The 22,991-nt window shown below is 62.4% G+C and carries 17 protein-coding genes; 7 read left to right on the top strand and 10 right to left on the bottom strand.

The features are described 5' to 3' along the window. Nucleotides 1-15 precede the first annotated feature (15 nt). A complete protein-coding gene (locus tag AB7245_RS15975) occupies nucleotides 16-1,047 on the top strand; it encodes an ABC transporter substrate-binding protein (protein WP_085403118.1) in 1,032 nt (343 codons plus the stop codon). Next, complete coding sequence (locus AB7245_RS15970; RefSeq protein ID WP_085403117.1) at nucleotides 1,044-3,734, top strand: hybrid sensor histidine kinase/response regulator; 2,691 nt, start codon at nucleotides 1,044-1,046, stop codon at nucleotides 3,732-3,734. Before AB7245_RS15975 ends, AB7245_RS15970 begins: the two co-directional genes overlap by 4 nt. Nucleotides 3,735-3,839: 105 nt before the next feature. On the opposite strand, the gene AB7245_RS15965 is transcribed toward AB7245_RS15970, so the two are convergent. Both AB7245_RS15965 and AB7245_RS15960 read right to left on the bottom strand, forming a co-directional pair. After that, a complete protein-coding gene (locus tag AB7245_RS15965) occupies nucleotides 3,840-5,987 on the bottom strand; it encodes an adenylate/guanylate cyclase domain-containing protein (RefSeq protein ID WP_439034432.1) in 2,148 nt (715 codons plus the stop codon). Between the two features lie 158 nt (nucleotides 5,988-6,145). Next, nucleotides 6,146-7,057: a LysR family transcriptional regulator gene (locus AB7245_RS15960; protein WP_085403115.1), complete on the bottom strand. Its 912-nt coding sequence runs from the start codon at nucleotides 7,055-7,057 to the stop codon at nucleotides 6,146-6,148. A gap of 129 nt (nucleotides 7,058-7,186) precedes the next feature. Between AB7245_RS15960 and AB7245_RS15955 the strand changes: the two genes are divergently transcribed. Continuing rightward, nucleotides 7,187-8,125: a ring-cleaving dioxygenase gene (locus AB7245_RS15955; protein WP_085403113.1), complete on the top strand. Its 939-nt coding sequence runs from the start codon at nucleotides 7,187-7,189 to the stop codon at nucleotides 8,123-8,125. Continuing rightward, nucleotides 8,122-8,748, top strand: coding sequence for an alpha/beta hydrolase (locus tag AB7245_RS15950; protein WP_439034431.1), 627 nt, complete (start codon nucleotides 8,122-8,124; stop codon nucleotides 8,746-8,748). Before AB7245_RS15955 ends, AB7245_RS15950 begins: the two co-directional genes overlap by 4 nt. A gap of 57 nt (nucleotides 8,749-8,805) precedes the next feature. Here the strand turns inward: AB7245_RS15950 and AB7245_RS15945 are convergent, their stop codons facing one another. Beyond that, nucleotides 8,806-9,984, bottom strand: a complete 1,179-nt coding sequence (locus tag AB7245_RS15945; protein WP_349642910.1) for a glycosyltransferase — start codon at nucleotides 9,982-9,984, stop codon at nucleotides 8,806-8,808. A gap of 479 nt (nucleotides 9,985-10,463) precedes the next feature. On the opposite strand from AB7245_RS15945, the gene AB7245_RS15940 reads away from it, so the two are divergent. After that, nucleotides 10,464-11,432, top strand: a complete 969-nt coding sequence (locus AB7245_RS15940) for a glycosyltransferase family 2 protein (protein ID WP_085403208.1) — start codon at nucleotides 10,464-10,466, stop codon at nucleotides 11,430-11,432. 245 nt (nucleotides 11,433-11,677) lie between these two features. On the opposite strand, the gene AB7245_RS15935 is transcribed toward AB7245_RS15940, so the two are convergent. After that, nucleotides 11,678-13,252 carry a winged helix-turn-helix domain-containing tetratricopeptide repeat protein gene (locus AB7245_RS15935; RefSeq protein ID WP_085399438.1) on the bottom strand — a complete coding sequence of 525 codons (1,575 nt, stop codon included), beginning with the start codon at nucleotides 13,250-13,252 and terminating at the stop codon, nucleotides 11,678-11,680. A gap of 158 nt (nucleotides 13,253-13,410) precedes the next feature. Between AB7245_RS15935 and AB7245_RS15930 the strand changes: the two genes are divergently transcribed. Further along, nucleotides 13,411-13,653: a DUF1127 domain-containing protein gene (locus AB7245_RS15930; RefSeq protein WP_085399443.1), complete on the top strand. Its 243-nt coding sequence runs from the start codon at nucleotides 13,411-13,413 to the stop codon at nucleotides 13,651-13,653. A gap of 222 nt (nucleotides 13,654-13,875) precedes the next feature. Here the strand turns inward: AB7245_RS15930 and AB7245_RS15925 are convergent, their stop codons facing one another. After that, nucleotides 13,876-15,303, bottom strand: a complete 1,428-nt coding sequence (locus AB7245_RS15925) for a DUF1254 domain-containing protein (protein ID WP_063984452.1) — start codon at nucleotides 15,301-15,303, stop codon at nucleotides 13,876-13,878. 387 nt (nucleotides 15,304-15,690) lie between these two features. Beyond that, the gene (locus AB7245_RS15920) at nucleotides 15,691-16,392 is read right to left on the bottom strand and encodes an alpha/beta fold hydrolase (RefSeq protein ID WP_085399436.1); all 702 of its coding nucleotides are present in this window, start codon (nucleotides 16,390-16,392) and stop codon (nucleotides 15,691-15,693) included. A 153-nt stretch (nucleotides 16,393-16,545) separates the two neighbouring features. On the opposite strand from AB7245_RS15920, the gene AB7245_RS15915 reads away from it, so the two are divergent. Further along, entirely contained in the window at nucleotides 16,546-17,448 is a 903-nt protein-coding gene (locus AB7245_RS15915; protein WP_063984453.1) for a LysR family transcriptional regulator, read from the top strand. A gap of 74 nt (nucleotides 17,449-17,522) precedes the next feature. Here AB7245_RS15915 and AB7245_RS15910 read toward each other — a convergent pair whose 3' ends face one another. The 4 genes from AB7245_RS15910 to AB7245_RS15895 form a co-directional block, all read right to left on the bottom strand. Then, nucleotides 17,523-19,163, bottom strand: coding sequence for an amidase family protein (locus tag AB7245_RS15910; RefSeq protein ID WP_439034430.1), 1,641 nt, complete (start codon nucleotides 19,161-19,163; stop codon nucleotides 17,523-17,525). Between the two features lie 262 nt (nucleotides 19,164-19,425). Next, nucleotides 19,426-20,922 (bottom strand): ABC transporter substrate-binding protein, encoded by a 1,497-nt coding sequence (locus tag AB7245_RS15905; RefSeq protein WP_085399435.1) that lies wholly within the window; start codon nucleotides 20,920-20,922, stop codon nucleotides 19,426-19,428. 54 nt (nucleotides 20,923-20,976) lie between these two features. Then, nucleotides 20,977-21,981 (bottom strand): ABC transporter ATP-binding protein, encoded by a 1,005-nt coding sequence (locus AB7245_RS15900; protein ID WP_085399434.1) that lies wholly within the window; start codon nucleotides 21,979-21,981, stop codon nucleotides 20,977-20,979. Continuing rightward, on the bottom strand, nucleotides 21,978-22,991 hold the full coding sequence (locus AB7245_RS15895; protein WP_167768070.1) for an ABC transporter ATP-binding protein: 1,014 nt from the start codon (nucleotides 22,989-22,991) through the stop codon (nucleotides 21,978-21,980). The genes AB7245_RS15900 and AB7245_RS15895 overlap by 4 nt, the downstream gene beginning before the upstream one ends.

Here is a 22,991-nt window from a genome sequence, read left to right as displayed (position 1 = left end):
CGTGCAAAGAATTCCATGACCGAACGGCCTTCCGCGTTCGCGCTCGATCGCCGCGGCTTCATTCGCCTCGCGGGCACAACCGCTGCAGGATGGATTGCGATCGGCGCAACGTCAGATCGCATGCGGATCGTTGCCTCGCTGACGGGATTGCCGCTCGACGACGAACTGACCAGACGGAGCATGACCGACAGCCCGACCTCCCGCCTGGGTGGTCTCATCGTCGGCTTGAGGCAGCGAGGCTGGGTCGAAGGCGTCAACTTCCGCCTCGAACTTCGTTCGACCTTCGGCGGACCGGACAAGCTCAAGACCGCGGTCCAGGAGTTGCTCGAGCTCAAGCCGGACGTGATCCTGACCGGCTCGACCATCGAAACCGCCGCAGTCTTTGCCGCCACCAAAACCATCCCGATCGTTTTCGCGACCGCCAACGATCCCGTCGGCAACGGCTTCGTCGAAAGCCTCGCGCATCCGGGCGGCAACGTCACCGGCTTCACCAACAGCACCGCCGAAATGGGCGGCAAATGGCTTCAGCTCATCAGGGAGGCGGTGCCGGGTCTCGCGCGCGTCGGCGTCCTTTTCAACCCGGCGACCACGCCCCGCGCCGGGCGCTTCTTCCTCGAATCGATCGAGCAGGAAGCTGCGACATCAGGGGTGTCCGTGGCCCCCGCGCCCGTTAACGCGCCAACGGACATCGACGAAACCATCAGGCGCTTTTCCGAACCGCCCAAGGCGGCGCTGGTTGCGCTGGTCGACAGCTTCCTCGTGGTCCACCGTCAGGCGGTCGTGGCGGCGGCGGCCAAGCATCGCGTCCCCACGATCTATCCGTTCCATTACTTCATGGATGCGGGCGGACTGATGAGCTACGGGCCGACGCTGGAGGTGCGCTCGGCCGATTACGTCGATCTCATCCTGCGCGGCACCAAGGCCGGAGATCTGCCGGTGCAATCGCCGCGGAAATACGAGCTCCTGATCAACCGCACTGTCGCCCGCTCGCTCGGATTGAACATTCCATTCACGCTGCTGGCGCGCGCCGACGAGATCCGCGAGTGAACGAGGCGATCGACCAGGGACATTTGCGGACGCCCCCGGGCCGGTTGTTCCGAAAATATCTCTACTCGATCGTCGCCCTCGCCTTTGCCGCACTCGCCATCAACACCGGCTTCGACGTCTGGTTCTCCTATCGCGAGCAGAAGCAGCTTCTCGCGGCGACCCAGCGCGAGCAGGCAGCAAGCGCGGCCATCCAGATCGGCCAGTTCATCGGCCAGATCGAAAGCCAGATCAGATGGCTCTCGCGGCTGCCTCCGGAGCTGTCGAGCAACGAAGACGACCGCCTGAACGCCATCCGGCTCCTGCGCCTCTCGCCCGCGATCGCGGAAATTGCCGAGCTCGATTCGCAGGGCCGCGAGCAGGTGCGCGTGTCGCGCCGTGTCGCGGACAGAGTCGGCAGCAAGGCCGATCTCTCGGCCTCGCCGGCCTTCCGCGGTGCCAATGAAAGCCGGGCCTATTACGGGCCGGTCTACTTCCTCGGCGACACCGAGCCGTTCATGACGCTCGCCACGCGCGGGACCGGACGGAATCCCAATGTGATCGTAGCCGACGTCAATCTGCGCTTCATCTGGGACCTCGTCGCCGGGATCAGGGTCGGCAACACCGGCAAGGCCTATGTGGTCGACCGCATGGGAGTCCTGATCGCGCATCCCGATCTGTGGCCGGCGCTGCAACGGACCGATCTCTCCGGGCATGCCGACGTGCGCGCCGCACTCGATGGCGTGGGGCCGCCTTCGGGCGGCCTGGTCAAGGGGGATCTAACAGGCCTGCGCGTGCTCTCGACCTATGCGACGGTCCCCTCGCTCGGCTGGCTGGTGTTCGTCGAGCTTCCGCTCAGCGAAGCCTACGCCCCGATCTATGCATCGATCGGACGCGCGACGTTTCTCCTGGTCGTCCTGCTCGCCTGCGCGGTCCTGGTGTCCCTCTGGCTCAGCCGGCGCATGACCGTGCCGATCCAGATCCTGACGCAGGGCGCGCGGCGGATCGGCAGCGGCGATCTCGGCTTGCGGCTCGCGATCAAGACCGGCGACGAGCTGGAAGCGCTCGGCGACCAGTTCAACCGGATGGCCGCTCACTTGCGCGACTCCTATGCGACGCTCGAGCGCAAGGTCGTCGAGCGGACCGCCGAACTCGAAAAGACCCGCGATCAGGCCCTGGCCGAGCATGACGCGGCCGAGCGCGCGCGCAGGGCCGCCGTGCTGGCCAACGAGACCAAGTCGCGCTTCCTCGCCGTCGTCAGCCACGAGCTGCGCACGCCGCTGAACGGCGTCATGGGCGTGCTGCAGCTGCTCGACGACGGCAGCCTCGGCGAGGCCCAGCGCCGCCACCTCGCGACTGCGGAGGCATCGGGCGAAACGCTGATCGCGCTGGTCGATGCCATCCTGGAATATGCCCGCCTGGAGGCCAGCACCGAAACGCTGGAGACGCGCGACTTCCGCCTCCACCAGCTGATCGAGACCGCGGCGGAGCTGATGTGTCCGCAAGCCTTCGGCAAGGGCCTGACCTTCGACCTCGCCTGCGATGCGACGGTCGACACATCGGTGCACGGCGATCCGGTCAGGCTCAACCGCATCCTGCTCAATCTGATCGGCAATGCCATCAAGTTCACCCCGCACGGCGGAATTGCGCTCGCGGCGGCCGCCGAGCAACGCGACGATCATGTCCTGCTGCGCATCACCGTTCGCGATACCGGCATCGGCATCGCGCCCGACATGCACGAGCGCATCTTCGACGATTTCGTCCAGGCCGACGACAGCATCGCGCGGCGGTTCGGCGGCACCGGCCTCGGACTCGCGATCGCGCGCCGGCTCACGCGCCTGATGCGCGGCGAGCTGACGGTGGAGAGCACGCCGGGCGCGGGCAGCACGTTCACGCTTCAGGTGCCGCTCGGCCTCGCCGCAAGCGGCGTCGCGCAAGGCGCGGTCCCGCCGCCGTCGCGGCAGCTCCGGGTGCTGCTGGTCGACGACGATCCCGTCAATTGCGAGGTCGGCGAGGCGATCCTGAACCGGCTCGGCCATCGCGCGACGATCGCGAGAGACGGCGCGTCGGCCATCGCGCTCGCCCGCGATCAGGCATTCGACATCATCCTGATGGATCTGCACATGCCCGACATGGACGGCGTCGAGGCGGCATCGCGAATCGGCAAGCTCGGTCTGCCGAAAATGCCGCGCATCATCGCCGTGACCGCCGACGTGTCCACCAGTGCCCGCGAGCGACTCGCAAGCGCCGGCATCGCCAAGGTCGTCAGCAAGCCGATCCTGATCAACGCGCTGCGCGAGGCGATCGAGGACGCCCCGGATGAGCCGGCCGCACCACAACTCGCCGCGGGCGCATTGATCGACCTGCATTTCCTCGACGACCAGCGCGAGCTGCTCGGCCCCGCGCAAATCGAAAAGCTCCATCATTTGCTGGGGGAGACCAGCGGCAAGCTGATCGCAGACATCGCCAAGGCGGCAGCGATTGGCGATCACAAGCAGCTTGCGCGGCTCACGCACCAGCTCGGCAGCGCCGCCGGCGCGCTCGGCCTCGTCCGCTTGTTCGAGCGCAGCCGTGAGATCGAACTGGCGGCGCCCTCGATGTCCCCATCCGAATGCCAGAGCGCCGCGCGCGATCTCACCGCACTTCGTGATGCCTCGATGAGTGCGCTGGACGATCTGCTCCGGCCGGCCGAGCAGCGTTCAGTCAGTTAGGGATGCTCAGACCAGTTTGCCGAGCCCGGATTTGGCCTGGCGGACCATCTGATCGCTAGCGCCTTCCGCTTGCGACCCGAAGCCGAACTCCGCGGTGGACCGTTGTCATTCCTCAGGTAGCCCGGCTTTACGCAACGCGCTCGCCATTTTTTCGCGGAACGAAGGTTCGAGGCAGTACGTCCGAAAGAAGCTGTTTGCCTCGCGTATGGAGAACTCAGGCTCAAGTTTCAATAGCTTGGTAACATGGGCTTTTGCTTCGTCGAGCCTGTCGAGGGATGCGAGCGCGTAAGCCATGTTGAGATGACTAAGCCAAAGACCCTCGACGTAACCACGGCGAAATGTTTCGTAAGCTTCCTGATGTTCACCTCTAGACCAATGTCGCTTTGCGGGCGCATACCACCACAAGCTCGGTGCACTCGCTCCCATTAAGCCAAGCGCTTTTTCGGCCATGGCCGCGCCAGCATCCCAATGTCCCGAAAACGCCAGGCTAAGCCCCAACGAACCTATCGCGTAGGCATCATATGGATTGAGTGCAATCGCCCTTTCAGCTTCGTACTGCAGCAAGTCGGTCTGACAATTGGCGAAGTATCCAATGGCCAGGCGAAAGCGAACGAAGCTATCATCCGGCGCTAGCTCGGCCGCACGCAGTGATGCCTTCAAGATCGCTTCGTTGAGATAGAGCCGCTTGTCGATGCTTCTCGCTTCGTCTTGAGGCAATCCGAACCCAAACGACCGCTGATTGAGCATAACGCCAGCCAATACTGCCCAGGCAGTGGCGTTGGCGGACTCCTCGCGGGTGACGCGATCGAGACATTCGCGCGCTCTGATCACCGCTGCGGGTGTGCCGACCGTTCCTGCAAGTACGCCTTGGATAATGCACTCATAAGAGCTGAGCTCGCCGGTCGGCTTCGCCTGCACCCGCTTGTACTCGGCGGTCGCAATAGCACCCGGATAGGCAGCGATTAACGTTGCAGCTTGACCAGCGAGTTCGTCTTGAAGCGATGTCGACGAGATAATTTCGGAGCCAACCTCAAAGTTCCTTGACCATACCGAACTCGCCGCGAGCGCATCACTCAGTTGAATACTGATAGCCATGCCTTTGGCCGAACCTCTCAGGCTGCCACCAATGACATACTGGGCGCTCGTTTTTCGTGCTAGTTGCCCGTATTCGGTCGTCGTCATTGGTTCAGCGAGGGAGCGCTCGATGACACGCAAGGAAGAGAACTTGCCAATCGAGGCGCCAATATGCTCGGTCAAGATCGAGGCAACTGCATCATATCTTGGGTCTCCAGTATTATTGATGAGAGGGAGGATCAGAACTATCGGCCCCTGAGAGTGGGTCGGCTTGATCACTGAGCCCGTCGGCGTGCGCGGTGCAGTACTCGCGTGCACAAGCTCGGTGCGAGCCGGTTTCCAGGTCGTCCAATAGCCAATCAATCCAACGGCCAAAGCGCCTACCGCTGCCAGTAAGAACATCATGCCGAGTACGGTATTGGGACCAGATTTGATGTTGGCCAGTAGATGCATTGCTCGGCGAGCAGCGGTTTCTTTTACCGCGCTGTGGCCGATCAGGCCCGTTTCCTCGTGGCTTCTCACAATCCTGAACGGACCAAACGGGTACTTCCTTTGGCGAACATGCGAGACTGGCTCGCTACCGCGGCCAAGTATCGTGGGCGACGTGGACGCAGTTGAGGCCCGTGTCGCTTGGCTAGGCGTCTCCCAGACCACGGCGTAGGATCTGATGGGACAAGCAATGTTCTTGAGGTTTTGCTCGCCCAAATCAGCGAACTGTACCCCGACCTTGCCTCGGATTTGATCGTAGGCAGAAGACGCGATGCATATGCCGCCCGGCTCCGCGATGCCCTCAAGCCGAGCCGCGATGTTAACGCCATCCCCAAAGATGTCGTGGGGTTCGACGATTACGTCGCCGATATTGATACCCACGCGCAAAGCAATGCGCGTGTCTCCTAATTCGTCGATCGTTACCTCCTTGATACGGGTCTGGAACTGCACGGCCCCGCGGACCGCTTCGACCGCGCTTGGAAACTCTGCCAGGAATCCGTCGCCGGTATTCTTGACGATGCGGCCGCGGTGTTCGGCGATCGCCGGGTGGACAGCCTCCGTTAAAAGGGAAGTCAGTCTAGCGTGTGTGTCCTCTTCGTCGCGATGCATGAGTCGCGAATAGCCAACCACGTCGGCGGCCAAGATAGCCGCTAACCTGCGCTCAACCCGGACTGGCCGCTCCTGCGCCATGGTACGCAATTCCAAGCCGCCCCTATTCTACAATGGGTTGCAAGGATTGCCCATCCGTTTGTGCCGCCTTCTGGCCCAAAGGCAAAATACCCCGCTTCTCGGCCGCTGTTCGGGGCCAAGCAGACATCGGCCGGCCGCTTGATGAGCCCGCGCCTACCTCAGCGCGTCCGCACACCCGCCTCCTCCTCGCGCCCAAACCGCTCAACCAGAAAATCGATGAACAGCCGCACCTTCACCGACAAATGCCGGGTCGGCGGATAGACCGCATAGAGCGCCAGTGGCGGCGCGGAATATTTGTCCAGCACCGTCCGCAGCTCGCCCTTCTTCAACGCATCGGCGGCAATGAACTCCGGCAGCAGCGCGAGCCCCCTGCCCTTGATCGCGACGTCGCGCAGCACTTCGGCATTGTTGACGCAGAGCGACCAGGCCGGCTGGATCCAGTGATCGCCGTCGCTGCCCGTGAGCTTCCACTGATTGCCTGTCAGCAGGAAGCCGTAGGTCAACGAGACATGCTCGCGCAGGTCCTGCGGATGCTTTGGCGTGCCGTGACGCGCGAGATAATCGGGCGAAGCGCAGATCATGCGCGCCACCGGCATGATTTTTCGCGCGATCAAACTCGAGGATTCCAATTCCGCAATCCGCAGCGTCACGTCAAAGCCGTCCTGGACGGGATCGAGCAGATCGTCGCTGAGCACGATCTGGAGCTGAAGCTCGCCATAGCGCGCCATGAAATCGGCCAGCACAGGACCGAGCCGCATCGTGCCGAACGACATCGGCGCGTTGACCCGTAGCAGGCCGCGCGGCGCCGACTGGGCCTGCGCCACCGCCTGATCGGCGGCCTCGATCTCCGAGAGGATCACGACCGCGCGCTCGAAGTAGCGCTGGCCGTTCTCGGTCGGGCTTGCGTGGCGCGTCGTCCGGTTCAGAAGCTGGACGCCGAGGCTCTCCTCGAGGTCGGCGATGTATTTGCTGATCGCCGAGCGCGACAGCCGCAGCTGCCGGCCCGCCTCGGCAAAACTGCCGCTTTCGACCACCTTCACGAAGGCCCGGAGGCTGGCGACCTTATCCAAGGGCCGGCCCCGGCGATTGTTTCCAAATCGTAGACATAGATGTCATATTTGCATGGATTGTCTCCAATCCAAAGCGGAACGATATTTCCACCCAGAGCAAGACCGCTCCCCGAATTCTGGAGGACGACAATGTCTGGACTGCACCACGTCACCGCGATCGCCGGCGATCCCATCCGCAATTTCGGCTTCTACACCCGGGATCTCGGCCTGCGCTTCGTCAAGAAGACGGTCAATTTCGACGATCCCGGCACTTACCACTTCTATTACGGCGACGAGACCGGCCGCCCCGGCACCATCCTGACCTTCTTCCCCTGGGCCGGCGTGCCCGCCGGTCGCCGCGGCGTCGGCGAGACCCATCAGACCGCCTTCCGTGTGCCGCAGCGCTCGCTCGGCTACTGGACGCAGCGCTTCACCGAGAAGGACATCGCCTACGAGGCGCTGGAGAAGCGTTTTGGCGAGTCCGTGCTGCCGTTCACCGACCCTGACGGCATGGCGCTCGCGCTTGTGGGTGTCCCCGGTGCCGAGAACGAGCCCGGCTGGAGCAATGGCGACGTCCCGGCCGAGCACGCGATCCGCGGCTTCCATGGCGTGACCTTGCTGCTCGACAGCGCGGCGAAGACGGCTTCCGTGCTCACCGACGTGTTCGGCTTCAAGGAGACCGGACGCGAGGGCTCGGTGATCCGCTTCAAGGCGCCGGGCGATGCCGAAGGCAGCGTCGTCGACATCTACGAGGCCAAGGGCTTTTTGCGCGGACATCAGGGCGGCGGCTCCGTCCATCACATCGCCTTCCGCGCGGCCGACGACGCCGAGCAGGGCCGGATGGCGCAAAAGCTCGTGAGCAATCACGGCCTGCATCCAACCGAGCAGAGGGACCGCAACTACTTCCGCTCGATCTACTTCCGCGAACCCGGCGGCGTGCTGTTCGAAATCGCGACCGATATCCCCGGCTTCGCCGTCGACGAACCGGTCGCAACGCTGGGACGTGATCTGAAGCTGCCGAGTTTCCTCGAAGCGCAGCGCAAGCAGATCGAAAATGTTCTGCCGAGCCTGGAAGAAAGCGCGTCATGACCGAGAGCACATTCATCCATCGTTTCGAGCCCGCGACCAGCGCGGGCTCCCCTCCGATGCTGCTGCTGCACGGCACCGGCGGTGACGAGAACGACCTGCTTGGGCTCGGCAAGATGATCTCGCCCGGCTCCGCGCTGCTCTCGCCGCGTGGCCGCGTGCTCGAGCACGGCATGCCGCGCTTCTTCCGCCGTCTCGCCGAGGGCGTGTTCGACGAGGACGACGTGCGCCGGCGCGCGCTGGAGCTCGGCCACTTCGTCGCGGATGCGCGGAAGCAATACGGCATCGCCGCGCCGGTTGCGGTCGGCTTCTCCAACGGCGCCAACATCGCAGCCGCGCTGTTGCTGCTGAAGCCGGACGTCCTGGCAGGCGCAATCCTGCTGCGTGCCATGGTGCCGCTGTCGGATCCGCCGAAGGCAGAGCTTGGCGGCAAGCCGATTCTGCTGCTGTCCGGGCAGGCCGATCCGATCGTGCCGGCGAGCAATTCGGCAACGCTTGCGGCGCTGTTGTCGGAAGCCGGCGCGCGTGTCGACCACAAGGTCCTGCCGGCAGGCCATCAATTGTCGCAGGCCGACGTCACGCTGGCCCGCAACTGGATCGGCAGCGTCGACGCCAAAGCGGCATGAACCAACGAGCGGCGCATCGTTCACGAACGGTGCGCCGCTCATTCGCCTTGCGATCCGTCAGGCAGATTTTCGAAGCGATTGTTTCTTCGGTTGCGGTCTCGCCGCGCGGCCAATGGCGGCGATCGCCTCCATCTCGTCGACGAGGCCGGACCGATCGATATCGACTTTCATGGCCTCGCCGAGCAGACAGGCCGCCTTCCTGAATTGCGGCTCTGCAATCAATCGGTTCACCGCCGCGGCAATTTCCGCTTCGGAGGCGGTTGGAGGCAATTGAAGCCCTGCCCCCTTCGCTTCGACGCGCGCGGCGTTGGCAGCCTGGTCTCGCCCCATTGGCAGGATGAGCTGCGGCAGTCCGTTGATGAGTGAACGCGTGGTCGTTCCGTGGCCGCCTTGCGAGATCACCACGGAAACATCCTTCATGACGAGGTCATGGGGAGCGCCCCGGACCAAATGCACGTTCTTCGGAGCCCGGAGATCGGCGACGTCGACATTGGGACCGGCTGTTGCAAGGGCATCGATCTCGACCGCCTCCATCGCGTTGATAATGCGCTGAAACAGCTCGCGCTGACCCTGCGCGCCCGTGCTGCATGCGATCAGCCCGCGAGGACGATCCGACTGAGCCGACCATGGCGCTCGCCACGCCTCCGTCTGCCGAGATTTTGACCAGTTCGGTACATCGAGCAGCGGTCCGACATAGCGGAAATTGTCGGGCAGCGCGTCCGCTTGAAAGTCGAACGCTCGACTGGTCGCGAGCAAAAGCCGGTTGGCCCGATCGAACAGATCGTAGACATCTGCCAGAAGCGGAAGACCCAGATCGGCACGCGCGCGGTTGAGACTTGGCAGAAACACATTGAGTGTTTCGGTAAGCCTGGCATTGGCGGCGTCGACTTCGGCGCGCTCTTCCGGCGTTTTCGGTTGCCTCAACCCGCTGGTGGCCGGCGGCATTCCCGGCAGGGGCCGAATGCTGACATGAGGGGACAGCAGAGCGAAAGGCACGCCTGACGCCTCCGCCCCGAGCGCAGCTCCAAACAGCACGTCAAGCACGAGAACGGCATCCGTCGGCATACGGCCGATCTCATCCCGTACATCGGCCGCATAGAGCGCAGCAGGATCAAAGACGGCCTGGCGTAGAAAGTCTTTCACATCCGAGACGTCCACCGGATCCGCAGCCTTTCCGGTCGGGGCGCGGCGCCATGCGACAAATGCAAAGCCGGAGGCCTCGACTTCCGAGCGCATCGCCGGATCCGCCATCACCCGGATATGATGTCCATTCCGGTGCAATCTCCGCGCCGCAGTCAGCAGCGGGCTCAAATTCCCGAGGGTCCCCCACGACGCCAGCAGAAAATTATAAGACATCGTAGAACCCTTTCGTCACGGTTGCGAATGCGCTGTCGCAATCCATCCTGCGCAACCCAATGCAGGCTTCCGGACGGACGCGTGGCTGCGCTTGTGTTCGCGCGGGCCACGCCAAGAATGGAGCGGCGCGCGCTACCGAACGATGTCTCCCCGGAGGGAGATGGTTACAGCCGTAAGGAGAGGAAGGCCGCTTATGGGCCAACGCGGACATTGGAGCTGATGGCCAGGTCCGCTAAGCGGCAAGAGCGGTCCAACTGTTCAGGACGCGGATTTGTCCGCTAAGGGCCACATCCGGACATCTAGGATGTTGCCGCTCCCCGAGAACTGTTATTGTTGAGCGGTCTTGCGTCTAGGGGATGATGATTGTGTCTCCAGCAGAACTGTCGAACAGCGAGGCGGAACTCCGGTCGTTCATTTCGGTCGCGATCCCAACCTTTCGACGTCCTTTTGGGCTGCAACGCGCGATCGAAAGCGTGCTGCAGCAGGACTTCTCCGATTGGGAAATGGTGATCAGCGACGACGAAGGGTTAGTGGGCGAGAGTTGTCGCCTCTTGTCCGAATATGTCAGCACAGAACCGCGCATCCGAGTCGTCGAGAACCGCAGAGGCCGTGGTCAGGTCGAGAACACGAACAATGCGATGCTTGCGTGTCGCGGTCCCTGGATCAAATTGTTGCATGACGACGACTGGCTCGCGCCAGGGGCGCTTACGTCTTTCGCGAGACTTGCGTTGGCCTACCCCGCCGCGGCAGTCATCACCTCCACAAGCCATCTGGTGCAAGACAAAGGCATAAAGTACCGGCAAGGGGGTGAGATTTACGTGTATTCGGGCCAACAGTGCCTGACTGATCTCTATTTGGTGGGCAAAACGCGGTCGCTCGGAATTGTCCCATCGACGCTGTTGGTCAATAGCAACGTCGTCAAAGCCGGCTGCCTGATGCGAAACTACAAGTCGATAAGTTGGGGGGTCGACCAACTGTTCTTCATTGATCTGGCCTGCCATGGTGACATGGTAGCGATAGACGATGGTCTTATCTTTTACGACATGACCAACCACCCCTGCATCACGGCAGACGGGTCGTTCACTCACATTGACCAAGAGACAGTCGATCTCAAACGCCTCACTTGGAGCCTTTTGGAAGATAAAGGAGAACTTCCCGATCCTGAAACGGTCGTGCGTGCGTTGCGGGTTGCTCGACTACGCGGACGGATCGGCCGGCAGCCACTCGGCGCAACGATCCGTGACGCAATCCAAATCCTGCGCCCCTCGGTCCTGATGGCTCTCAACAAGATCATCCGTGCTCGGGCGCGCGCGCCGGGTGCAATTTAATTCATCCTTTCTGCGGGAACGCTCTGATCTGATAGCGCAGCTAACTGACCGCCGCTCGAAATGGCAAGGTCCCCTATGGGTCAAAAGCCGACACCGCGCCAACGCCCAAACACGTCAGCTTAGGGTCACAAGCCGAAATCAGCATTGAGCAACGCCACGTCTGCGAAGGGCCACAAGCCGACATTGCATACTGCGCCGTTGATGGGAATTGGAATGAGACCAGTATTTCCCGGCAACCGCAGCACTCATGGGGGGAGACCCATGATGGGGCAAGCTCGCGCTATCCTTTCGAGGTGTTCCGGCCTGTAAAATCGAGCGAGCTTTGGAACGAGTGTGGAGACGCGCAGAGCCGGCCTCGCTTCCACCAGGCGTGCACCGATCATCCGGGCTTCCTCGACCCTTCCAGACATCGCGTGGCATGCCGCCAGAATAAATTGTGCGTTGAGATAGTTGGGCCGGTGCAGCACAGCCGACTTGGCCCATGATGACCCGTCCTCGTATCGATCCGTCAAGAAATGCGCAAACGCTATGCCGGTCTGCAGCAGAAAAAGAAACGGATCCATGGGGCTTAAACGCCCCCCGGCGTGGAACTGCTTGAGCGCCGCCTCTATGTCACCGCGCCGTATGTGTTCCCAGCCGATCGTATACCGTGCGACAGCCAAGTTCGGGTTAAGCTCATGCGCTCGGGAGACGAGGGCCACGCCATCGTCCATCTCGTATAATACGGCGCCAATTGCCTGCCCGGCTCTCACGAGTACGGTTGGATCATCCTTATCGAGCTCGATCGCACGCCTTGCCAACCGTCGGGTGTCGTTCAGTTCCTGATCCGCGTCGATCGTCCAGCCGAAGATCTTTCGTTGCAGATAGCAATAAGCACCAAGCGCGTATGCTGAGGCCAATCCGGGATCGATCTCGACAGCAAGCCGGATCAGTCTGAGGGCTTCAATGTTTTGTTCGCGGGTGAATTCATAGAAGCTCGAGAGTGCACGCAGATAGTAGTCGTAGGCCTGAAGATTTTCAGTTGGCTTGCGTTTTGCGCGCTCTATCTCGGCGCGCTCCAATTGAGGAAAGAGCGCGCTAATCACGCTACTCGTCACTTGGTCCTGCAGATCGAAGATATCTTTGAGCTGGCTGTCGAACCGGTCCGCCCAAAGATGAGCACCCGTCGTGGCCTCGATCAACTGCCCGGCAATGCGAACTCGATCGCCGGATTTGCGCACACTGCCTTCGAGCACATACCGAACGCCCAGCTCGCGCCCGACCTGCCTGATGTCGATAGCCTTGCCTTTGTAGGTAAAAGTGGACTGTCGCGCGATGACGAACAGCGATTTGGACCGTGAAAGGCCGGTGATGATGTCCTCGACCATGCCGTCGGCGAAATACTCCTGCTCTGGATCGGAGCTCAGGTTGGTGAATGGCAGAACGGCCAGCGACGGTTTATCGGGAAGTGGGAGGGCGGGTTTAGCCGTCTCCCTCTGGATTTCTGTGACCGCCACAGTGGGGGCGCCGTCAGCCTCCTGCACCTTACCGATAAAGCGATAGCCCTTCCTTGGCAGCGTCTTGATCAACCGCTGTTTCTCCCCGGAATCGCCAATTGCGGACCGAGCGGCATTCAGGCGGGTCGTCAGCGCGGCATCCGACACGCACCGCCCCTTCCAAATGGCTGTGATGAGCTCATCCTTGCAAACCACGCGCTCGCGGTTGCGGATGAGGTAGTCCAGAAAGTCAAAGGTCTGTGGCGCCAGGGCAACGACGCTTGTGTCGCGGTACAGCTCGCGGCGGCCGGAATCCAGTTCGTAGTCTTCGAAGAGATAGCGCAAGACGCGAAATCCCTTGGACGGTCTCCGGTCAGGCCCGGCAACACTTGGAAAACAAAGAATAAGCTGTCCGTAAGGAAAATGTAAGCAGCAGATCAAGCGTGCCGGGCCGGATTTTGGCAGCATGCCAGGGTGGAAACACGGTGCCCGAGGATACTGCGATGAGCATGATTTATCAGACAACGGGCTTGGTCCAGACGGCAGACTCCCAGCGACGCAATGTCAGCGTTTTCAAGAATTGCTGGAACGCTTTTCAAGAGTGGCGGAAATGGGAGCGGCTGCGGCGCGATCTTTGCCACCTAAGTGATCAGGAGCTGAAGGATATCGGGATTACGTATGGCGAGATCGACTACGTGGCCTCGAACCGACATACTGACCCGCGAGGCATACGATCGGTCGGATGACGTCGACCTCCGGGAGCGGTGGACGGTCCGTTGGAAATTGGTCGACGCGAGCCGCTTGGCGGCCCAGATACCGGCTTGCGCTTAGGGTCAAAGGCCGACACCGCGCCAACGCCCCAACACGCCAGCTTGGGGTCACAAGCCGAAATCAGCATCGAGCAACGCCACGTCTGCGAAGGGCCACAAGCGGACCTTGGCCAGCATCACTCGATCACCTCAGATTGCTTAGTTGGCTGCGCGCACAACGGCCGGTGGCTGCCATGAGCCCCCACCGGCCGGCAGGATCGAAGGCGCCGTTGTCTTCGGCCAATATAAACGCATCACGAGGTAGATTTCGTCATTCGGCGCCGGCAACCAATTGGATTCCTTGTCGACGCCGGGCGAATCTTTTTGGATATACAACGTGAGAGAGCCGTCGGCATTCTTCTTCATGTCCGGCAGCATCGGCGAGTTGATCAGGTAGCGGTTGATCGGATTCTCGATCAGCAATTGGCTCTTGCCATCATACATCGTCACCGACCAGAAAGCCTCTACCGGCGGGAATTGTCCGGCGGAAAAAGTGATTGTGTACTTGTACTTGGAACCATCGAGCACCTCGCCATCAGCAAGCGCCTTCGTCATTGGATAGACGGCCTCGATTGCGTCGTTGCCATAGATGCCGCCCTTGGCTGCGGCAGCGCGCTTCAGCCAGTCGCCGCTGTAGAATTGCCGGTCTCCGAACAGCGATCCGATTTTCCAGCCATTTACGTCTTTCTGTCCACTAGCAAGATACTTTTCAACTTTCTCTTCGCCGTCCTTCATCCCCAGCCCGATTTCAATCTTGTGGGTCAGCGGAAGATCCTTGAAGTCGAAGGTCTTTCCGGGGCCGACGCCGATGCGCGTGAGCTTGGCGCGGATTTCCTTTTCCTCCGGCCCGGCCGGCGCAAATTGGAGAGCGAAGTCGAGATACTCGAAGAAGTTCTTCTTCACCAACTCCGCATTAGCCTTGGGAAAGTCGACGGCCGCTGCGGCGGGGGGCGCGGGCTGCTTGAGATAGGCCGACAGGGGCTGCACCTTATAGCCGGCCTGGACCTTCTCAACGTTCGGCATATCTGCCGGATGGAAGAGCTGGGTGCGGTAGGCGGCGGCGGAAAATTGTGTCGAGGAGCGAAACATCTTCTTGATGCCAGGCGGAGTGGCACCCTGCCAGTTCGGCCCAACCACCATATAATCTCCGGCCTCGCTTCCGGTCGCGCGGCTACCGATATAGCCGTAATTGAACGTGTTGCCGTCGCAAAGCATCACTGAATAGTAGCGACTCTTGTCAACAGCCGGCACGGAAAGAACGATCGGCTCGGCGCGCAGATCGAGCCATAACAGCGAATAGGGCGTGTCGCTATTGGGAGTTATTACGGCCGTGTCTTTGTATGTATAGACACGCGCCTCGTTTTTGATCTGGTTGAACGGCGCCTTGAATTGCCCAGAGTTCCTGTCGACGGCATATTCGTACATGACGGCGTAGTTCATCACGATCGGCAGCCCGTAGATGAAGCCTTCCTCGGCGATGGCCTTGGCCTCGCGGATGTCAGGCCATTCCGCCTGCGACACACTTGGCGTCAGTGCGAATATCGAGCCCGTCAGAGCGGCGGCCAATACACTTGATCGAATGTTCATGTGAACCACCCACGCGCGAAAGGGCGCCAAATAGACACCCGGGAAGCTGGGTCATCATTTCACGAAATAGTCTCAGCGGACTACGGAAAAACGAACAGCTTGCAGCTGTCAGGCCAAATCGCGCTGAACTACAATCGAAATCCGATTTCATGAGCATTTTCCAATACGTTGATGCTCATTCGTTCGGAAAATGTCCGCTTCGGGTCAAAAGCCGACACCGCGCCAATGCCCCAGCACGCCAGCTTGGGGTCACAAGCCGAAATCTGCATCGAGCAACGCCACGTCTGCGAAGGGCCAAGAGCGGCCGTCGCACGCCAGCCCATGAATAAGAGAGGTCGCCTCGCGAACGACCTCTCCTTCGTGTCCGGCAATGTATCTTATTTGCGATCAGCTTTTTTGAACGGCGGCCGCGGCTTTGCGTATCACGTCGATAACCACATTTGGCTGGGAGAGCATCGGCACGTGGCTGCTCGCCACTTCGGTGACCGTCGCTCCCATGCGCTTCGACACCCAGCGTTGCAGATCCGGATGCACGGTATGGTCTTGCGTGGCCAGAATGTACCAGCTCGGCTTCGACCGCCACGCGATCTTGTCGGCGCTGAGCTTCTGTTGCTGGAACAGATTGTAGACGGGCGCATATTGGGTGGCCCAAACCAGCTTCTGGTCTTCCGCGGAGAGGTCTCCTGCGAAGAACTCGGTGCCGCTCGGAAGCATCCAGGCACGCCCATCGGCGACCTCGACGCGTGAGAAGATATCCGACGGATACTTGTCGAGCCGGTCCTGTACGGTCTCGCCGGCATCCGGAGCGACCGCTGCAATGTAGACGAGACCGACCACGCGTTCATCGGTGCCCGAGCCCGTGATGGTGGCGCCGCCATACGAATGGCCGACGAGAAGGACCGGGCTGCCAACACGATTGAGTGTGCGCCTCACCGTCGCCAGGTCCTCCTCAAAGGAGTCCAGGCCATATTGAACGGCGATCACTTCGTACCCGTCGGCCTGCAATGCTGGAATGACTTTGCTGAAACAGGAGCCATCGGCCCAAATGCCGTGACAGAAAACGATCGTTGGCTTGATTTGCGCAGACATACTGCTTTTCCTTTTTTGCACGAGCTTCAGCGATGAAGGGCATTGGAAGACCAACTCGGTTGTCGGGGCCTCCATTGCGAAAGTCAGACTATTCGTTCATAAATGGCCGATTAGCCGTCTTTCGTTCGGTTCTTTCGCGATCCAAAGTCCTGAATGACAACGATTCTAGAAAGAACGGCCGGTCTGCTGGCCTTCGTGCGGACGGTTGACGCGGGTTCTTTCGCCGGCGCCGCGCGATCGATCGGCGCCAGCCCCTCGGCGGTATCGAAAAGCGTTTCGCGCCTCGAACAACGCCTCGGCGTGCGCTTGCTGCAGCGCTCAACGCGCACACTCAGCCCAACGTCCGAAGGCGCCGCTTACTACGAGCACGTCGCTCCCCATCTGCGCGCGATAGAGGAAGCCGACGACGTCGTGCAGGTTCCGGGAAACGTCCGTGGCGTGCTTCGGGTCACTGTGCCGAGTACATTTGGACGCCCGTTGATTTCCGCATGGGCGGGCTCGTTCCTGGAGCGCTATCCGGACATCAAGCTTGATCTCAGCGTCACGGACCGCCGTGTCGATCTCATCCGCGAGGGTTTCGACCTCGCTGTCAGAATTGGCGAATTGGAAGACACAAACCTGATCGGCCGCTCGTTAGGTGTCCTGCAATATGTTCTGGGCGCATCGCCGGAATACCTTCAGCGACGAGGAATCCCGCAGTCGATCGACGATCTCACTCAGCATGCCTGCCTTCGCCATCTGCTTGGTGGCCGGCCGCAAGCATTTACTTTTGCGGACGGCACACGGGTCATCCCCAATGGCCCCTTCGATAGCGACGATGCCCAGTCGTTGATTGAGGCGGTCATAAAAGGCGTTGGCATCACGCAGTTCATGCGCATCGCTATCGAGGACGAGCTTGCCGCCGGACGATTGAATGTCGTGCTGCCGGGCATACCGATGTTCACCACACCGGTCTACGTCCTGCACGCATTCGGACGACAACTCCCCCTGCGAGCCCGCCTGTTCATCGATTTTCTTGTCGACGCCTTGGGCGTGTCGCGCAATTTGTCACTCTGAACTTTAGGAACTGGCCAGAAACGGGTCCGACGCGCGAGCAGGGATTTCCGCCTGATCCTCTCGGCCAGTGACATCTAAAGCGCGGGCAAGCCGGGCGGCGGCTTGCGCATGTCGGTCGCCTGCTCATAGGCGTAGGCCAGACGCAGCAGCTTGTGCTCGCTCCAGGCACGGCCTGCGAAGGTTACGCCGAGCGGATAGTCAGGCGTGTCCTTGTCGTCTGCTCCCGAAATGAAACCGCCCGGCACCATGACGCTGGGATAGCCCGCCTTCGCTGATATCACGCAGCCGGCGGCGCCGGGAAACAGCACCGCGTCGAGCTTGTACTGGTTCATGTAGGCGTCCATGCCGCGCGTCTTGGCGGAGAGCAGGTCCATGGCCCGCGCCGATTTGTACTCGCGCTCGCTGAGATCGCCTCTGGTCATGTTGGCGGCGAGGAACAGGTCCTGGCCGAACCGCAGCGCCGTCTCAGCGTTCGCCTCGTTGAAGGCCACGATGTCGGCCATGGTCTTCATCTCTGTGTTCGTCGCCCAATCGCTGAGGTAGAGATTGAGATCGTGCTTCAGCTCGTAGAGGAAGACGATCGGCGGCGTCGCCAGATTACCCTTGTTGCGACTCAGGGGATTGCGATTGAGCACGTTCATGCTCGTACCCGGCCCGCCGATCGAGCCAGATGTTGGCATGTTGGCACGCACGATGATGGCGCCCAGATCCTCCAGCACCTTGATCGCGTCGACCATCACCTTGGCCGACCTGGGCGGCAGCTTGCCGTAATAGCGATCGTTGAGCGGGTCGGTCGAGTCGCTCGGCACGCCGATGCGCGCGCCCTTCATCGCGTCGGTCGCGAGGTCGGCGGTGTAGTCGACCGGCCGCCGCTGCCGCTCGGTCGCGGGGTCGAGTGGGTCTTCGGCCGCGAACACGTTCAACAGCATCGCCGCGTCGCGCACCGTGCGCGTCATCGGCCCTGCAGTGTCCTGGCTGTGCGCGATCGGCAGGATGCCGGCGCAACTGACCAGCCCAACGGTCGGCTTCACGGTGACGAGGCCGTTTTGGCTTGCGGGATACAGCAGCGAGCCCGACGTCTCGGTGCCGATCGAGGCCGAGCACAGGCCGGCCGCCACCGCGACCGCCGAACCCGCGCTTGATCCGCCTGGCTGCACGACCGGAATGCCGTGATCGCCCATCAGCGCCGGCGCGTAAGGGTTTTTCACTTGGCCGCCGAGCGACGAATAGCCCGAGGGCATGTCGGCCGCGAGAATGTTGGCGAACTCCGTCAGGTTCGCCTTGCCCAGGATCACCGCACCGGCCTTTCGCAGCAGCTTGACGATTGTCGCGTCTCTCCTGGCGCGCGCGCCCTCCAGTGCCAGCGAGCCCGCCGTCGTCGGCTGCTTGTCGCCGGTCGCGATGTTGTCCTTCACCAGGATCGGGATGCCCGCCAACGGCCGCTTGGCCGATGGTTTTGTGTCGTCGAGCTCGCCAGCGATCCCGAGCGCGTCGGGATTGATCGCGCGCACGGAGTTGAGCGCGGGCCCGTTGCGGTCATAAGCTTCGATGCGCGCGAGGTAAGCTTTGGTCAGCGCCGTGGCAGTGACCTGTCCGCTGGCCAGCGCATGAGCGATATCGCTCATCGGCGCATTGTCGAGCTTCAGAGTGATCGGTGCTTCAGCGCTGACGGCAGCCGCGGCGATGCCGGCATCGCGGCGGGATGGCTTCTTCATGGCGTGCCTCGCCTGACGGCGCGTCCCGAACCATGACGCCGCGATGATCGTATATTGCCGGTGTTTTGCCCGACGGGTCAACCGCATCGCATGGCTCAGCAAGCCATCGAGCGGACCGTGCAAGCCATTGAAATATCTAACCCCGGCTACTGTGCATGGGGTTGTTTTTCAGGTTTTTGTTTTGGGTTGCCCAAAAAGATTGACCTCTCCTCCGATGGGGGGAGGTCAACGTTGCAGCAGGTTCGACTTGATCGAACGGCCCCTACTCCCAGGACCAGGTCGAGAAATCGTTCTCGTATTGCGGGACGTCCTTCCAGACGCCCTTCAGCTTCTTGTTGGTGATGGTGATGAGCTGGGGCTGGTACAGGAAGCCGGCGACCGCGTCGGTGGCCAGCATGCGCTGGGCATCGCCGAGCAGCTTTGCGCGGCCGGCCTCGTCAGGCGTCGACACGATCTGCTTGTAGAGCGCGTTGAAGGCCTCGTTGTTGTAGCCGAGGTAGTAGTCCGGCTCGGTGATCTTGACGAGGTCGAACGGCTCGACATGGCTGACGATGGTGAGGTCGAAATTGTGCGGGCCGTTGCCGGCGAACACCTGCGACAGCCACTGCGCCCATTCGACATTCTCGATCTTGGCGATGATGCCGACCTTGGCGAGCTGGGCCGCGAGGATCTCGCCGCCCTGCCGCGCATAGGACGGCGGCGGCAGCTTCAGCGACAGTTCGAGCGGCGTGGTGACGCCGGCTTCCGCCAGCAGCTTCTTGGCCTTCTCGGGATCGTAGGGGTTGATGCCGGTGGTGTCGACGAAGCCGAGCGCGCCGGGCACGTAGAAGCTGCCGATCGGCGTGCCGAAACCATCAGCCGCGCCGTCGACCATCGCCTTGCGGTCGATCGCGGCGAGGATGGCACGGCGCACGCGGACGTCGTCGAGCGGCTTCTTGCGCTCGTTGATGCCGACGATGGTCTTGGCACGGGAGCCGCCGACCATGACGTTGAAGCGCGGATCGGCCTTGAACTGTCCGATGGCGCGCGCTGCCGCAACGCGCGGGAACGCATCGACGTCGCCAGAGAGCAGCGCCGCGGTCTGCGCGGCCGGGTCGGAGATGAAGCGGATCGTCACCTTCGACAGCTTGATCGCGGCGGCGTTGCGATAGTCGGCCCATTTGGTCAGGGTGATCGAGGAGCCCTTGGCCCAGGCCCCGAGCTGATAGGGCCCGGTCCCGACCGGCTGCGTGCCGTTGGTGGCTGCACTCTTCGGCTCGACGATCGAACCGCTCGCCTGTCCGAGCAGGAACGGCAGGTTCGGCTCGGAATACTTCACCGTGATCACGACGGTGTCGGCGTCGGGCGCGTCGACCTTCTCGAAAGCCTGGAACAGGCTCTTGTCCTTGTTGGTGCTGGTCGCGATCGCGTTGCGCTCGAACGAGAACTTCACCGCCGCGGAATCGAACGGCTCGCCGTTCTGGAATTTGACGCCCTTGCGCAGCTTGAACGTGTAGGTCTTCAGGTCGGGCGAGGCGGTCCAGCTCTCCGCCAGCAAGGGCGAGACGGAGCCGTCCTCGTTGATCTTGGTCAGCGTCTCATAGATGTTGTAGAGCGTTACTTCGGCGATCGCGGCCGCGGCGGCGATGGTGGGATCGAGCCCTGGCGGCTCTAGCGCCATCGCCATGACGACGCTGTCCTTCTTGCCCTGCGCCAGCACCGGCAGCGGTGCTGCGACAAGCGCGGCGGCAAATGCGACGATCGATAATTTCCTGAACATGCGTAACTCCCCGGCCTTCTCTTGTCTCAGCCTACGCCAATTCCATGGGGGACACTAACCTTCCATGACCGCGTGCGGCAATGCCATCACGGCCTCCGCCTTGTGGCAGGCGGCGAGATGGGCTTCGCCGACCTTGCGTAGCAAGGGCGGAACCTCGCGGCAATGCTGGTCGGCGAGCGGACAGCGCGCGACATAGGGGCATCCGGCAGCAGTCACCGATTGCGAGGCGATCGCCTGGGCCCCGCGCCGCCGTCGGCCGCCGCCGGCGCGCGCCCGCGGCACGGCATCCAATAGCGCCCGCGTATAGGGATGGGCACAGCGCTCGAACAGGTCCTCCGGCCTGCCCTGCTCGACGATCCGGCCGAGATACATCACCGCGACCTCGTCGCAGAGATAGTCGACCACGGCGAGGTCGTGGCTGATCAGGATGTAGCTCAGGCCGAACTGCTCCTGGAGGTCCTGCATCAAATTGAGCACCTGCGCCTGCACGGAGACGTCGAGCGCGGAAACCGGCTCGTCGGCGACGATGAGCTTCGGCTGGGTGATCAGCGCGCGCGCGATCGCGATGCGCTGGCGCTGTCCGCCGGAAAATTCGTGCGGATATTTGTCCATGTCGGCATCGCGCAGGCCGACCTGCCGCAGCACCGCAGAGACGCGGGCGCGAAAAGTGGTGCGGTCGGCATCTTCCAGCACGGTGAGCGGCTCGGCGACGATGCGCGCGATGGTCTGGCGCGGATCGAGCGATCCGTAAGGATCCTGGAACACCATCTGGAAATCGCGGCGCGCGCGGCGCAGCTCGTCGGGCGAGATGCGGTTGAGATCGCGCCCGAGCAGCGCGACCTGCCCCGACATCGGCCGCTCCAGCGCCATCACCACCCGCGCGAAGGTCGACTTGCCCGAACCAGACTCGCCGACGACGCCGAGGCTCTTGCTGGCATCGACCCGCACGCTGACGCCGTTGAGCGCGCGCACCTGGCCCGGCGGGCGGAACAGGCTTTCGCGCGGCAGCGTGTAACGCTGCTCAAGATTCTTGACGTCGAGAAGCGGCGCTGCGGTCATGCGGGCAGCGCTCCGACATTCGCGGCCATGGAGACATCGGTGCGCACACAGCGCACGCCGTGACCGGGACCGACTTCGATCATCGGCGGCAGCGCCACGCGGCACTTGTCCTCGACCAGCGGACAGCGGTCGCCGAACGTGCAGCCGGCAGGCAATTCCGCAAGTTCGGGCACCGTCCCCGAGATCGTCGTCAGCCGCGTCCCCTTGCGCGCGCCGAGCTTCGGCCGGGCGCGGAACAGGCCCTGCGTGTAGGGATGGCCCATCCGGCGGAACACCTCGTCGGTCGGCCCGCTCTCGACGACCGTGCCGCCATACATCACCATCATGCGTTGCACGTTCTCGGCGATAACGCCGAGATCGTGCGAGATCAGGATCATCGACATGCCGCGCTCCTCGACGAGATCGGCGATGAGGTCGAGGATCTGGCCCTGGATAGTGACGTCGAGCGCCGTGGTCGGCTCATCCGCGATCAGGAGGTCGGGCTCACAGGCCAGCGCCATGGCGATGGTGACGCGCTGGCGCTGACCGCCGGAGAACTGGTGCGGATAGGCGTCGATCCGCCTTGCGGGGTCGGGCAATCCGACGCGGTCGAGCAAGGCGATCGCTTCACGCCGCGCCTGCGCCGCCGAATATTTCTTGTGACGCCGCAGCGGCTCGGCAACCTGATGGCCGATCGTGTGCATCGGGTTGAGCGCGGTCATCGGCTCCTGGAAGATCATGCTGATACGGTTGCCGCGCAGCTTGCAATAATCCGCATCCGACAGACCGGCGAGCTCGCTGCCGTCAAGCCTGATGCTGCCGGTCACGACAGCACTGTCTGGCAAGAGGCCCATCAGCGACAGCGCCGTCACCGACTTGCCGCAGCCGGATTCGCCGACGAGACCCAGCGTCTCGCCGCGCTTGAGGGTGAAGCTGACGCCGCGCACGGCCTGCGCGGGTCCGCGGCTGGTGTTGAGGCGAACGCCGAGATTGGCGACCTCGATCAGCGGCAGGGTTGAGCGCTCCCCCAT

Origin of the sequence: Bradyrhizobium sp. 604_D8_N2_3 (assembly GCF_051810765.1) — a bacterium.
In the GTDB taxonomy this organism is placed as follows: Bacteria; Pseudomonadota; Alphaproteobacteria; order Rhizobiales; family Xanthobacteraceae; genus Bradyrhizobium; species Bradyrhizobium barranii.
The sequence above is the reverse complement of the archived record's forward strand: the minus strand, read 5'-3'. Positions and strand labels throughout refer to the sequence as shown.